Source organism: Streptomyces sp. NPDC002784, assembly GCF_053592135.1.
The window spans coordinates 101,427-114,833 of sequence record NZ_JBSFVD010000003.1 but is presented as its reverse complement, the minus strand read 5'-3'; the positions used below and the strand labels follow the sequence as shown (position 1 = coordinate 114,833).

The window sequence follows — 13,407 nt, the reverse complement described above, 5'->3', positions numbered from 1 at the left end:
CCATGGGGATGTCCAGTTGGCGCCTGCTCGGCGAGGAGGACCCGGAGTTCGCCCGGGAGGAGGTCGCCGGACAGAGCGGGCTGGTCAGCCAACTGCGCCCGCTGATCACCGAGTTGACCGCACCCGGCGATCTGGTCCTCGACCCCTTCGCCGGATGGGGCACCACCCTCGTGGCCTGCGCCGCGGAGGGGCGGCTCGGGGTCGGCCTGGAGATCAACCCGGCCCGCGCCGAGGAGGCACGGCGACGCGTCGCCCGCTACCCGGACCAGCGCATGCTCTGCGGCGACGCCCGCAAGCCGCCGCTCGACCCCGGCAGCGTGGCCCTCGTCCTGTGCGACCTGCCGTACTTCGGCACCGCCCTGGACCTCGACGACCCCGACCCGGGCCAGATGTACGCGCTGCGCGACTACGACACCTATCTGACGGCACTCGACGAGGCCTTCGCGGCCGTCGCGGGGGTGATGCGGCCGGGCGCCTACGCCGTCATCGCCGTCCAGAACCGGCGGATCGGTGACCGGTTCGTCCCGCTGGCCTGGGACGCCGCACGCGTGCTCGGCCGCCATCTCACCCTCGGGGACGAGCGCGTCCATCTCTACGACTGGCCCGTCAAGGACGACGACGACCCGATGCGCACCAACCGCTCGCACGAGTACCTGCTGATGGCCCAGAAGTGCGGCGACCCGACGCCATAGACGTCAACTCTCCCGCCACAAGCGGAGCTTGTCGGGGTTGAGCACCGACCAGATCTGCCTGATCCGGTCATTCGCGACATCGAACGCCAGCACCGACACCGGCACGCCGTCCACCTCGGCGACCAGACCGGGCTGGCCGTTGACCGTGCTCTCCGCCAGCCGCAGATCCGGCACCACGTCCATCCGCCCGGCGAAGAACCGCGCGATCTGCTCGGCGCCCTCGATGGGGCGCAGCACCGCCTGGACGAGGCCGCCGCCGTCACCGGTCGCGGTGGCGTCGGGGGCCAGCAGCCCGATCAGCGCGTCGATGTCCTTCGCCTCCCAGGCCGCCTTGAAGGCCCGCACCATGTCGGCGCTCCGGGCCGCCGGGGCCGCGGAGGTCTGCGAGGCGCGGATCCGGCGGCGCGCCGACGAGGCCAGCTGCCGGCACGCCGGCTCACTGCGGCCGACGATCGCGGCCACCTCGGCGAAGGAGTACCGGAAGACGTCGTGCAGGATGAACGCCACGCGCTCGGCCGGGGTCATCAACTCCAGGACGACGAGGAAGGCCATGTTGATCGACTCGTCGAGGGTGACCCGGTCGGCCGGGTCGACCGCCGTACCGCCGCCCCACCGCCCGCTGATCCACTGCGTGTCCGCGGGCAGCGGCTCCGGCACCCACTCACCGACGTAACGCTCCCGCCTGGCCCGTGCCGAGCCGAGCAGGTCCAGGCAGATACGGCTGGCGACGGTCGTCAGCCAGGCACCGGGCGACTCGACGGCCTCCCGCTCCGGCGCGGACATGGCGTACCAGCGGGTGTACGTCTCCTGGACGACGTCCTCGGCCTCGGTGAGCGAGCCGAGCAGCCGGTAGGTGAGATTGAGCAGCTGCCGCCGCTCGCTCATGATCGCGCTCAGGCCCGGATCGTCGGGCCGGACGTCCTCGGACCCGGATGCGTCTGTCATGGTGTCGCCGACTCCCTCGGTCGCTCCGCCCCCTACGGTCCGACGACACAGGGCCCCGGAATGTGAGGCGGGCGCCCGCCTCACATTTCGCGGGGCTGTGTCGTCGTACCTGATGAACGGAAACACTAGCCAGGTGACCAAGGAAGGCAACCGATGTCGGAATCCGTGAATGTCTCGATCATCTACTACAGCGCCACGGGCAACGTACACGCGCTGGCTCAGGCGGCGGTCGAGGGTGCGGAGAAGGCCGGCGCACAGGTGCGCCTGCGCAAGGTCGCGGAGACGACTCCGCAGGAGGTGATCAACCTCAGGCAGGAGTGGGTCCAGCACCTCCAGGACACCGCCGACGTCCCCCAGGCCGGTCACGACGACCTGGAGTGGGCCGACGCGGTGCTCTTCGGCACACCCACCCGCTTCGGCAACCCGGCCAGCCAGCTCCGGGCGTTCATGGAGACGACCGGGCCCCTGTGGTTCCAGGGCAAGCTCGCGGGCAAGGTGTACTCGGCCTTCACCGCCTCCAACACCGCCCACGGCGGCCAGGAGTCCACCCTCCTCGCCCTGGGCAACACCTTCTACCACTGGGGCGGCATCATCGTGCCCCCCGGCTACACCGACCCGATCCAGTTCCAGTCCGGCAACCCCTACGGCACCTCCCACGTGGCCGGGGCGGGCGCGCCGGGCGACGTCCAGTTGCAGGCGGCCCGGCACCAGGCCCGCCGTACCGTGGAGATCGCCGCGGCACTGAAGGCGGGGCGCGCGGCGGCCTGACCCCCGGCTGCGCCGCATGAGACCGGGCGGGCAACTGCGGAGCCTGCCCGGCCTCATTCGATTTGCAATCCCCACAATGCGAGCGGGGTTCGGGGAAATTCCGAACCGGCGGTGAAAGCCGAATTCCGGGGCCCACGTCCTGAATAACGGGCTGCCGGGGAGTCACGCGAGGAGCGAGCGGCCCGTGGGCGCCAGCCTCAGTTCCTGGGGGGCCGCGGACTGTTCCCGCTCGATCGCGGGGAGGATCTCGTCCCGTACCCGGGCGTGCGCCCGCACCTCGGCCCGGTGCTTGTGGTGCGCGCCCTCGTCCGGGTACGAGGTGAAGAGCGCGGCGATGTTCTCGCCGGTGCGGACCGGCAGCCGGGGGAACGTGTTCGGCGCGTCCTCGCTGGTCAGGAAGGCGAAGGGCGCGGGACCCGTTTCCGCGAGCGCGGGCAGCATGCCGTCCCGGACCAGCGCCACGCCGTCCTGCCGGCCGGGCGGGAAGGACCACACGGTGGCGGACACGAACCGGTCCGGCGCGGGCGCTCCCACCGGCGGCCGCCCGGAAGGGTCGTAGGAGAACCCGGCCTTCCCGGGGCGCAGCAGCAGGACGTCGTCGGAGTCGAGCATGGTGTCGTTGGCCCGCGGGCCGTGCTCGGCCCAGACGGGGCCGCCGTAGAAGTCGGTGAGCCCTCGGTGGCGGGCCGGCATGTCGGAGAAGCCGCGCAGCCAGACGAAGCGGTCCGGGTCGTCGAGGTCCCGGAACTGTCCGAGCACCATCATCCCCACCTCCTCCTGGGACTCCACGAACTCCCGGTCGAACAGCTCGATGAGCTCCTCGCGCCGCCCGGGACGCAGCGTGTACTGGCGAAGTTCGATCACGGCGGGCAGGCCGACGAGGTCGGTCGAGGGCACGGCGGGGCTCCTGTTCGGTGCGCTGCGGGATACGCGATGCCGGCCACGGGCGCGCTCAGCCGGGCCGCGGACCGACGGTAGGCCAGCACTGTGACAGGACCTGTCAGGGTTTCCGGGGGAGAATGCCGCCATGTCCGCCGGCCGACTGCTGTCGGTGCTGCTGATGCTCCAGTCCCGGGGCCGCCTGTCCGCGCAGGCGATCGCCGAGGAGCTGGGGGTGTCCGTGCGCACCGCATATCGCGATCTGACCCGTCTGCAGGCCGCCGGGGTGCCGGTCTACGCGGAGCCGGGCCGCCGGGGCGGCTACCAGCTCCTCGACGGCTACCGCACCCGGCTGACCGGGCTGAGCGAGGGCGAGGCACGGGCCCTGTTCCTCGCCGGACTGCCCGGTCCCGCCGCCGACTTGGGCCTCGCGGGCGAGGTCACCGCGGCCCGGCTGAAGCTGCTGGCCGCGCTGCCCGCCGGACTGCGCGAGGAGGCGGCGCGGACCGCGGCGGTCTTCCACCTCGACGCCCCCGGCTGGTACCGGGAACCCGAAGGGGCACCGCAGCTGCCGCTCCTCGTCGAGGCGGTGCTCACCCGGCGCGCGGTGGACGTGCGCTACCACCGCTGGCGCGCCCCGCAGGAGGTGAACCGCCGTCTGCACCCCTACGGGCTGGTCCTCAAATCGGGCACCTGGTACCTCGTGGCCGCCTCCCCGAAGGGCGTCGCGACCTACCGTGCCGCCCAGATCCTGGACGCGGCCCTGAGCGACGAACTGTTCGACCGGCCCGGTGACTTCGACCTGGGCGCCTACTGGAGCGCGTACCTCGACGACTTCCAGGCCCGCCGCTACACCGGTACCGCCACCGTCCGGCTGTCCCCTCGGGGCCGTGAACGCCTGCCCGACAACATGCCCCCGGAGGTGGTGCGGGCGGTCGACGCCACCGCGAGGGCCGCCGGCGACGACGGCTGGTGCGAGGCGGTCATCCCGACGGAGAGCATTCCGCATGCCTGCGGTGAGCTGCTGCGGCTCGGCGCCGACGTCGAGGTGGTCGCGCCCGCGGAACTGCGGCAAGCCATGGCGTCCACCGTGGAGGTCCTCGCCCGCGCCTACGGCGTCACGTCCCGCGAGGCCAGCTCGGACCAGGGCGGCGACCGGTCGACGGCGCCCGGCCGGTAGCGGCCGACCCGCGGGCCGCCGGTCCGGCTGATCGCCGCCACGCCCTCCCGCACGAGGAAACCGGCTGCACGACCCAGTTGACCAAGGCAATCGAGGTGGCCCGATCCGGCCATTGGACCGGGCGCCGAAACCGCCCCCCGCACTCACCCCGTGATCTCCGGTCCTCGATGCCCGCCCCGGTCCAGAAGGCATGGACCACCTGCCCCTTCGCGACACGTCGCCGTGATCGGAATTCGCGCCGGGGATCCCACGTGGCGCGAGTACGGACGCCGGTGACCGGGTGGCGTGAATTTGGCGGCCCTCCTGACCGGAGCGCCGCCAATGGGTTGACTCCCGAGTTGACGCGAACCTAGGGTCAAAAAATCGGAGCACTCCCGAAATCGAAGCCTTTCACGATGATATTGCGCGCAGCGAGTTATTCGAAGCGAAGGGGACGCAATGAAGAAAGTGCTCCTGGCGACAGCTCCGAAAGAAGCACTGGTCGAACCCGATGGCGTCGGCGGAAACTGGTACGACCGCACCGACACCTATATGGCCTGGACCTGCGCGGTCGACCTGGAGGACCGATTATCCGTCACCTGTCCGCCGACCGGCCTGCGTTTCATCAAGCACAATGTGCCGGACGTCGAGATCCTGGAGTACCCGACCTGGCAGGAATACCTCGACGCGCTGCACGCCGAGGACTGGGACATGGTCGGCCTCAGCTTCTACACCTGGTCCACACCGGTCGCGATCGAGATGGCCAAGTGCGCCCGGGAAGCCGGGGTGCCGGAGATCTGGGCGGGCAACTACGGGGTGCTCTCACCCGGCATTGACCAGTACTTCACCCGGCTGGTGAAGGGCGCCGGTGAGGCCCCGATCCACGAGTACGTCTACGGCACGCCGCTGCCGCGGGTGCGGCACCCCGCGATGCTGGGGGAGAGCGGCTTTCGCGGCATGAGTTCCCCGGTCGGTTACCTGTACTCCAAGCGCGGCTGCAACATCGGCTGCACCTTCTGCTCGACCCCGATCTTCAATCCCAAAGAAGAAGCCATCTTCATGGAGGACACGTACGCGGCGCTCGACGCGTACCGGGATGCCAAGGTCGCCCACGTCATCATCTACGACGAGAGCTTCTTCCTCACCAACCAGCTGGCCGAACAGGTCGTGGACGCGCTCGCGGAACGCGAGTTGCCCTGGATCTGCCTCACCCGCGCCGATCTGATCCGGGGACGGATACCCGAACTCACCGACCGCTGCATGGACGGCGCCATCGTCGGCATCGAGTCCTACCGGGACAAGAACGTCGCCGACGTGAAGAAGCGTGACGACGTCTACAACGTGCGGCAGACCGTGCGCGAACTCATCGACAACGGCCGCCGGGCCCTCGGCACGTTCATGGTGGGATTCGCCGAGGACACCATCGAGGACATGCGGTACGACATCGAGCAGCTCAGCCAAGAGGGCCTGTTCGCCTGCCAGTTGACGCTGCTCACCCCCTTCCACGGCACCCGGCTCTACCGCCAGATGGAGCACCTGGTCGACGAGCCGGACCTCAGCAAGCACGATCTGTACAACCTGGTGTGGAAGCACCCCCACATGAACCGCACCGAAGCGCGCGACCTGCTCGCCTGGGCGCAGCGCCGGGTCAACGACCCGGACCGCATCGCCGCCCGGCTGAAGCAGGAGATGAAGACGAAGCTCCGCACCGAACTCGCGCGCCGGCACGCCGACCGGCAGGTCAGCCACTCCGGATCGCCGTCATGAGGACGCTGAACATCCTCTGCGTCCAGCTCGGTTTCCACGAGGCCTATCCCGACGCCTCCACCCTGGCGACCACGTACAACGACGGCATCTACTACGTCGCCTCCTTCGTCCAGCAGGAGTTCCCGGACGCCCGCGTCGAGATGTGCCAGATGTTCTGGGGCGAGCGGCCCGGCGACTTCCCGCTCGCCGAGTACGACTACATCCTCATCTCGGCGCTGGCCACCCACTTCTGGTCCAACCTCGAGGCGCTGGAGCTGATCAAGCGGCACAAGCGCGCCGACTGCGTGGTGATCATGGGCGGTCCGCACGCCGCGTTCGCGCCCTACGAGGCACTGCGCTACGCCGACTACGCGGTGATCGCCGAGGGCGAGATCCCGTCCGTCCAGCTGATCAGGGCGCTGGAGGCCGGCGACCCGGTCACCGGGGTCGACAACCTCGCCTACATCGGCGCGGAGGGCCGGTTGGTCCTCAGCCAGGTCGCCCGGTACGGCAACATCGCCAACGCCATCAACCCCCAACTCCTGGCCCGGGCGCCGAAACTGCACTGGGCGACGGTCTCCATGTCCCGGGGCTGCCCCTTCGACTGCTCGTTCTGCTACGCGATCCGCCTGCTCGGACGGAAGTTCCGCACCAAGACCGCCGAGGACGTCCGCAGCGAACTGGACGCCATCTACGAACAGACCGGCTGCAACCGCTTCTACGTCACCGACCTCAACTTCACCACCCGCAAGAACTACTGCCGGGAGATCGCCGAGACCTTCCGGGACCGGGGCTACAAGTTCATCGCCATGAGCCGGGTCAACCACGCCGACGACATGGACCTCGTCCTCGACCTGAAGCGCTCCGGGTTCGACGAGTACTGCCTGGGCGTGGAGTCGGAGGACCCGAGCGTCCTCAAGGCGTTCAACAAGCGCGTCGACCCCTCGGAACAGACCCGCCGGCTGCTGCGCTTCGCCGAGAACGACATCGCCATCCACTCGGCCATCATCTTCGGCCTCGACGTCCAGGACCGGCCGGCGATCGAGGCCACCGCCCGGTGGTGCGCGGAGGCCCGCATCATGCACCCGGTCTTCGTGTGCCTGGCCGAATACCCCTTCCAGGACCTGCTGTACGGGGCCCGGCAGGACGTCGAGGACCACCGGATCATCATGGAGGTGCCGACCTACCAGCACTACTCGTTCGTCGGCATCTTCCCCCGCGAGATGCGCCCCAGCGAACTCCAGCGGGGCATCCTCGACAGCTACGACATCTTCTTCGAGCGGGCCTTCGAGATCGAGCAACGCCCGCAGCGGCGGGCCCGCCTGAAGTCCTACGCCCGCAGTGTCGACCGCGGACGGGCCGGCATGGAGCAGCACATCCGCTTCCTGGCGGACCTGGAGAAGCCGTACTACACCTCGTCCGGGACGCTGAAGGAGGAGCGGCTGAAAGCCGACTTCGACTCCCGGTACGGTGAACTCCGCGACTGGCTGGCGCAGTCGTCCAAGCGCACCGACGTCGAGTTCGTGAAGCGATACGCGCGATGACCGGCACCGTCGTCCACGCCCTGCTCGACAGCGCCCGGCGCACCCCGGACCGGCTCGCCTTCCGGGTGATCGAGCGCACCGAGGAGGAGTTCGCCCTCAGTTGCGCGGACGTGGCCCGCCTGCTCCGCGGGACCGCGGCCGGACTGAGCGCCCAGGGCCTCGGCGAGGGCGACCGCGTCATCCTCGTCCTGCCCACCTCCCGCGACTTCCTCGCCGTGTACCTCGGCTGTCTGTACGCCGGAATCGTGCCGGTCGTCGCCGCGGAACCGACGGGCGCCGGCAGCGAGCGCTGCACCGAGAACCTGCGCAGGCTCGCGGAGCACGCGCAAGCCCGCCGGATCATCGCGCCCCCGGAACTGGCGCCGGCCCTCCAGATCCCGGTCACCACACCGGACGCCGTGCGGGGCGCGGACCCCGGGGTCGACGCGCCGCGCGCCCGGCCGGAGACCCTGGCGCATCTCCAGGCCACCTCCGGTTCGACCGGCGCCCCCAAGCTCGCCATGGTCCGGCACGGCAACATCGTCGCCAACGTCCGCGCCATCGCCGAGGCGATCCGGGCCAGAGCGGACGACTCCCTGGTGAGCTGGCTGCCCCTGTTCCACGACATGGGCCTCATCGGGATCTCCTACGCGCTTCAGGCCCGTATCCCGATGGTGCTCGCGGACCCCGTCACCTTCCTGCGCAACCCCATGTCCTGGCTGCGCTGGATCAGCCGGTACGGCGGAACCCTGTCGCCCGCGCCGAGCTCCGCGTTCCACATCTGCGCGCGGGTCGCGCGGCGCCGCCCGCCGGACGGTCTCGACCTGTCGCGCTGGCGGGTCGCCCTGTGCGGCGCCGAACCGGTGCACGCCTCCACCCTGCGCGAGTTCCAGGACACCTTCGGCCCGTTCGGACTGCCCGAGACGACGCTGCTGCCCGTGTACGGACTCGCGGAGGCGACACTCGCGGTGACCATCCCCGGCGTGGACCGCGCTTACACGGTGGACCGGGTGGACGCCGAGGCCGTCGCGGCCAAGGGCCATGCCGAGCCCCGGCCCGCCGACGACCCGCGCAGCGTCGCCATGACGTGCGTCGGCCCGGTGCTGCCCGGGCATAGCCTGCGGATCGTCGGCGAGGACGGCGCACCGGTGCCCGAACGGGCGATCGGGGAGATCGAGGTGGCCGGGCCCAGCGTGATCGACGGCTACCTGCCGGGGCCGGGCCCGCAGCCGCAGGCCGACGACGCCTTCCGGACACCGGACGGCTATCTCCGTACCGGCGACCTCGGTTACCAGGTCGACGGCGAGGTCTATGTCACCGGCCGCCGCAAGGACATCGTGATCATCGCCGGCCGCAACTACGTACCGGACCAGCTGGAGCGGTTCGTGGAAGCCGTCACCGAGTCCCCGCGCACCCCGGCCGTCGTGGCCGTCGGCGTCCCCGACCGGAGTCTGCCCACCGAGCAGCTCCATCTGCTGCTCGACGAGCGGCTCGCCGAGGAGGGCGAACGGCAGGCCGTCACGGACCGGGTGACCCGCGCCCTCGCGGAGGCGTTCGGGATCGCGGGCGTCGCCTTCCACTGGATCGCCCGCGCGCAGCTTCCGCGCACCACCAGCGGCAAGATCCAGCGCCATCTGTGCCGAAAGATGATCGAGGAACAGCTCACCGCGCCCAGCCGACACGCATGACGATGGGGGAGGCCCACACGATGCAGGACGAGCAGCAGGATCCGGAGCTGTTCGACAAACTCGTCATCCACATCGGCGAGTTCGTCGAGCGGGACGTCTCCCATCTGACTCCGCAGTCGCACGTCAACAACTCCATCGAGGGCATGAGTTCGCTGAAGATGATCGAGCTGCTGCTGTATCTGGAGGACTGCTTCGGCGTCGACTTCGAGGAGTCCGCCATGGACAAGCTGGAGACGATGCAGGACCTGGAGGACTACATCCGGCAGACCCTGGACGCCTCCCGGCAGCAGGCGTGACCCGCTCGGAGACGTCGTGCCGCGCAGCGTAGTGGTCACGGGCATGGGGGTGGTCTGCTCGCTCGGCGCGGACGCCGACGAACTGTGGAAGGGCCTGATCACCGCACGCTCCGGGATCGGCCCGGTGACCCGCTTCGACCCGGACCGGTTCCGCTCCCGCCATGCCGCCGAGATCGACGACACCCGGGTGGTCTTCGAGCCGGGTCCGCTGCGGTTCGAGATCACCCGGATGAGCGGGTTCGTGCGCTACGCGCTGTTCGCGGCCGACGGCGCGCTCAAGGACAGCTCGATCGCCGAGCCGCGCGACGGCGGGGTCTACCTCGGTGTCGCCATGGGCGGACTGCCCAGCATCGAGGCGGGCGTGCTCCAGCAGGAGCGGCAGGGGGCACGGAAGACCAGCCCCTTCCTGATCCCCTCCCTGATCCCCAACATGGCGGCGAGCATGATCGCGCTGCGGCACGGCATCGAGGGGGAACAGGTGACGGTCGCCGGGGCCTGCGCGAGCGGCTGCCAGGCGCTGGGGCAGGCGATGCGCGCCATCCGCTCCGGGGCCCGGACCTGGGCGGTGGCGGGCGGGGCCGAGGCGGTGACGACGCCGATCACCTACTCCGGCTTCGAGGCGATGCGGGCGCTCAGCCGGCATCCGGACCCGGAGCTGACACCCCGTCCGTTCGACCGGCAGCGGGACGGCATGGTCGTCGGTGAGGCGGCCGCCGTCTTCGTCCTGGAGGAGCGGGCGCACGCCGAGGCGCGCGGCGCGGTGATCCACGGCGAGCTGAGCGGGTTCGCCTCCAACAGCGGCGGCGACGGGATCACCGGCCTGTCCAGCCGCCACATCACCCGGTGCATGGCGGACGCGCTCGCCGACGCCGAGCTGGCACCGGAGGAGATCGACTGCGTCTTCGCGCAGGCGTCCGGCATGGTCCAGGGCGATGCGGCCGAACTGGCGGCGGTACGGGCCGCGACCGCGGGCGGGCGCCGGATGCCCGTGGTCACCTCGATCAAGGGACACACGGGCTACGCGTTCGCCGCGAACGGTCCCATGAACCTTGCCGCGGCGCTGCTGGCGCTGCGCCATCGCACCGTGCCGCCCACCGTGAAACTGGACCGCACCGAGCCGTCGTTCGCCGACGTCGACATCGCCCGCGAGCCACGCGCGGCGGACCTCCGACGTTGTCTGATCAACGCGTTCGGATTCGGTGGGATCAATGCCAGCCTGGTGGTGTCCCGCGCCTAGCCGTGCCACCGCACTCACAAGGAGCACCGTCTTGAGTTCCGCGTCCTCGAGTTCCGCCGCCACGCACTTCGAGAAGCTGACCCGCTGCTGCATGCGCTGCAAGATCTCCCGGTTCCTCGACAAGACCATCGAGATCGAGAAGGCCGGCGTCGCACGGGTGGCGATCCCGTTCCAGCCGGAGCTGACGCAGAACGCGGACTTCCTGCACGCGGCCATGCTCTTCGAGGTCGCGGACACCGCCGGGTTCATGGCCGCCAACTCGATGGAGGAGACGTACAGCGTCCTGACGGTCGACTACCACATCAACCTGATCCGGCCGGTCCGCAAGGAGGGCGTCCACGCCGTCGGCGAGGTGGTGACCGCGGGCAGAACGATCTACGTCGCCCGCAGCGACGTCTACTCCGACAGCGGCAAACTCGTGGCGGCGGGACAGGGCACCTACACCGTGTCCCAGATCCTGCTGACCGACCTCGACGGCTACGACGACTGACCGGCGGCGTCACCGTTGCGCCCCAACGAGGATTCATGCAGCCGGAACCGACCGAGAACCCCGACCGGCCGCTCCGCGGGATGCGCGGCATGACGACGAGGTTCTTCGCCTGAACCGCCGAGCACGGATACGGAGATCGCCATGAACGACGGACGCGAGAGCTTTCCTCAGATCATGCGCTCGGTGTACGAGCGCTACCTCGTGGGGGTCCCCGGAGTCAGCGAGGTCTGGCTGATCCGCCACGCCGACTCCTACCGGGGCCTTCAGGACCACGAGGGCGACCCGCGCGACCCGGCGCTGTCCGACACGGGCAGAGCACAGGCGGGGTACCTGGCGGCGCGGCTGGCCGGGGTCCCCCTGCACGGGGTGTGGGCGAGCGGCGCCCGGCGTGCCCGGCAGACGGCCTCGGCCGTCGCCGCCGAGCACGGCCTGCGCGTCCGTACCGATGCCCGGCTGCGCGAGGTGGGCACCAACCGGGACGACGGACGGCCCAGCGAGCTGACACCGCACGGCGTGTACCCCTTCGCCGAGCCGGAGAAGGAAGTCGCCGAGCGGATGCGGGAGGCGGTCGCGGCGGCCGTCGCGGGCACTCCGCCCGCCCCTGACGGCACGACCCGCGTGGCGGTGGTCGGCCATGACTCCGCGCTCGTCATCCTGCTCGGCAGCCTGATGAACCTCGGCTGGGGCCGGCTGGACCTGATCCTCCCGCTGACCAGCGTGTCGATTCTCGCCGTCAAGGGCGAGCGGATGGTCGTACGGTCCATCGGCGACGCCACCCACCTGACCGCGACGCCGTCCGACGTGCTGGAGGTGGGCCGGGACTGAGCGCTAGGTTCGGGTCATGCACACCACGCGGGTCTCCCGGCATGTGAACGCACCGCGCGCCGCCGTGTACCGGGCGCTCCTGGACGCGGAAGCGGTCGGCCGATGGCGGGTGCCGGACGGGATGACGGCACGCGTCCATGTCTTCGAGGCCCGGGTGGGCGGCGCGTTCCGGGTGTCGCTCACCTATGACGTGCCGACCGGGGCCGGGAAGACGGCCGCGGACACCGACACTTACCACGGGCACTTCGCGGAGCTGGTGCCCGACGAGCGGGTGGTGGAGGTGCTCGAGTTCGAGGCCCCGGATCCGGCGCTGCGCGGCACGATGACGATGACCACCACGCTCACCGACGCGGACGGCGGCGGCACGGACGTCCTGGTGGTGCACGAGGGTCTGCCCGACGCGGTGCCCGCCGCGGACAACGAGACGGGCACGCGGATGGCCCTGGCCAGACTGGCCGGGCTCGTGGAGGGCGGTCAGGGCCCCGGGTGAGGGCCCGTCCCGCTCATCAGCGGGCGCCGGTCCAGTTGTGGGCGACGTCCAGGACGATCCGGTCGGTGAGCACCTGCACCCGGAACGGCAGCCGCGCGCGGACCCCGAGCCCGACGAGCGTCTCCCCTTCGAAGCTGCCGGCGAACCGGGTGTCCCGGAAGGTGCGGTACCCGGCGAGGTCGACGCCCGGCAGGGGCCTGCTCACCCGGCCCGGATAGGTGGGGGCGCCGGTCTCGGGGTCGTAGGCGGGCGCGGCCACCCTGACCTCCAGGACGGCACCTCCGGCGACGGGTATCTCACGGCCCGAGCCGTCCTGGTACAGCCGGTTCACGTACCGGACCGAGTAGCCGAGGCCGGCCTTGCCCGCGCCCGGCACGTCGATGACCATGCGGTCGTAGCAGGCGTGACGGCCGGTGCGGATGTTCTCGAGCGGTGTCGCGGTGGAGGTGGAGCGGACCTTGGCGGTGCTGCCCCAGCCGGTCGGGCAGACCGTGGTCTGCGCGGTGGCGGCCGAGGCGGTGGCGGCGGGCAGCGCCGGCACTCCCAGGGCGGCGACGGCGGCGAGTGTGACCCAGGTTGTTCTGCTTCTTCGCATTGCGTCCCCCGACGGGTGCGTAGGTGTGGTATTAGGGGAGACACCCGACTTGCGGGAATGGTTGCGGTACATCA

General features: G+C 70.7%; 14 protein-coding genes. 11 read left to right on the top strand and 3 right to left on the bottom strand.

The window, feature by feature from the left end; genetic code table 11:
* Positions 1-2: 2 nt before the first annotated feature.
* Positions 3-692 carry a TRM11 family SAM-dependent methyltransferase gene (locus ACWD1Z_RS07875; RefSeq protein WP_451116507.1) on the top strand — a complete coding sequence of 230 codons (690 nt, stop codon included), beginning with the start codon at positions 3-5 and terminating at the stop codon, positions 690-692.
* 3 nt (positions 693-695) lie between these two features.
* Here ACWD1Z_RS07875 and sigJ read toward each other — a convergent pair whose 3' ends face one another.
* Positions 696-1,637 carry an RNA polymerase sigma factor SigJ gene (sigJ, locus tag ACWD1Z_RS07870; RefSeq protein ID WP_451116505.1) on the bottom strand — a complete coding sequence of 314 codons (942 nt, stop codon included), beginning with the start codon at positions 1,635-1,637 and terminating at the stop codon, positions 696-698.
* A gap of 153 nt (positions 1,638-1,790) precedes the next feature.
* Here sigJ and wrbA point away from each other — a divergent pair, with 153 nt between their 5' ends.
* Positions 1,791-2,405, top strand: a complete 615-nt coding sequence (wrbA, locus tag ACWD1Z_RS07865) for an NAD(P)H:quinone oxidoreductase (RefSeq protein WP_389417866.1) — start codon at positions 1,791-1,793, stop codon at positions 2,403-2,405.
* A 162-nt stretch (positions 2,406-2,567) separates the two neighbouring features.
* Here the strand turns inward: wrbA and ACWD1Z_RS07860 are convergent, their stop codons facing one another.
* Complete coding sequence (locus ACWD1Z_RS07860) at positions 2,568-3,302, bottom strand: NIPSNAP family protein (RefSeq protein WP_451116504.1); 735 nt, start codon at positions 3,300-3,302, stop codon at positions 2,568-2,570.
* A 130-nt stretch (positions 3,303-3,432) separates the two neighbouring features.
* Here ACWD1Z_RS07860 and ACWD1Z_RS07855 point away from each other — a divergent pair, with 130 nt between their 5' ends.
* The 9 genes from ACWD1Z_RS07855 to ACWD1Z_RS07815 all read left to right on the top strand — a co-directional run bounded on the left by ACWD1Z_RS07855 (position 3,433) and on the right by ACWD1Z_RS07815 (position 12,738).
* The gene (locus tag ACWD1Z_RS07855) at positions 3,433-4,464 is read left to right on the top strand and encodes a helix-turn-helix transcriptional regulator (RefSeq protein ID WP_451116502.1); all 1,032 of its coding nucleotides are present in this window, start codon (positions 3,433-3,435) and stop codon (positions 4,462-4,464) included.
* Positions 4,465-4,902: 438 nt separating this feature from the next.
* A complete protein-coding gene (locus tag ACWD1Z_RS07850) occupies positions 4,903-6,210 on the top strand; it encodes a B12-binding domain-containing radical SAM protein (protein ID WP_451116501.1) in 1,308 nt (435 codons plus the stop codon).
* Positions 6,207-7,733, top strand: a complete 1,527-nt coding sequence (locus ACWD1Z_RS07845) for a B12-binding domain-containing radical SAM protein (RefSeq protein WP_451116499.1) — start codon at positions 6,207-6,209, stop codon at positions 7,731-7,733. The genes ACWD1Z_RS07850 and ACWD1Z_RS07845 overlap by 4 nt, the downstream gene beginning before the upstream one ends.
* Complete coding sequence (locus ACWD1Z_RS07840; RefSeq protein ID WP_451116497.1) at positions 7,730-9,400, top strand: AMP-binding protein; 1,671 nt, start codon at positions 7,730-7,732, stop codon at positions 9,398-9,400. Before ACWD1Z_RS07845 ends, ACWD1Z_RS07840 begins: the two co-directional genes overlap by 4 nt.
* Positions 9,397-9,696, top strand: a complete 300-nt coding sequence (locus ACWD1Z_RS07835) for an acyl carrier protein (protein WP_451116495.1) — start codon at positions 9,397-9,399, stop codon at positions 9,694-9,696. The genes ACWD1Z_RS07840 and ACWD1Z_RS07835 overlap by 4 nt, the downstream gene beginning before the upstream one ends.
* A gap of 16 nt (positions 9,697-9,712) precedes the next feature.
* Positions 9,713-10,933 carry a beta-ketoacyl-[acyl-carrier-protein] synthase family protein gene (locus ACWD1Z_RS07830; protein WP_451116494.1) on the top strand — a complete coding sequence of 407 codons (1,221 nt, stop codon included), beginning with the start codon at positions 9,713-9,715 and terminating at the stop codon, positions 10,931-10,933.
* A gap of 31 nt (positions 10,934-10,964) precedes the next feature.
* On the top strand, positions 10,965-11,423 hold the full coding sequence (locus ACWD1Z_RS07825) for a PaaI family thioesterase (protein WP_451116492.1): 459 nt from the start codon (positions 10,965-10,967) through the stop codon (positions 11,421-11,423).
* Between the two features lie 141 nt (positions 11,424-11,564).
* The gene (gene rosC, locus ACWD1Z_RS07820) at positions 11,565-12,248 is read left to right on the top strand and encodes an 8-demethyl-8-aminoriboflavin-5'-phosphate phosphatase (protein ID WP_451116490.1); all 684 of its coding nucleotides are present in this window, start codon (positions 11,565-11,567) and stop codon (positions 12,246-12,248) included.
* Positions 12,249-12,264: 16 nt separating this feature from the next.
* Positions 12,265-12,738, top strand: coding sequence for an SRPBCC domain-containing protein (locus ACWD1Z_RS07815; RefSeq protein ID WP_451116489.1), 474 nt, complete (start codon positions 12,265-12,267; stop codon positions 12,736-12,738).
* A gap of 16 nt (positions 12,739-12,754) precedes the next feature.
* On the opposite strand, the gene ACWD1Z_RS07810 is transcribed toward ACWD1Z_RS07815, so the two are convergent.
* Positions 12,755-13,333, bottom strand: a complete 579-nt coding sequence (locus ACWD1Z_RS07810; RefSeq protein WP_451116487.1) for an AMIN-like domain-containing (lipo)protein — start codon at positions 13,331-13,333, stop codon at positions 12,755-12,757.
* Positions 13,334-13,407 lie beyond the last annotated feature (74 nt).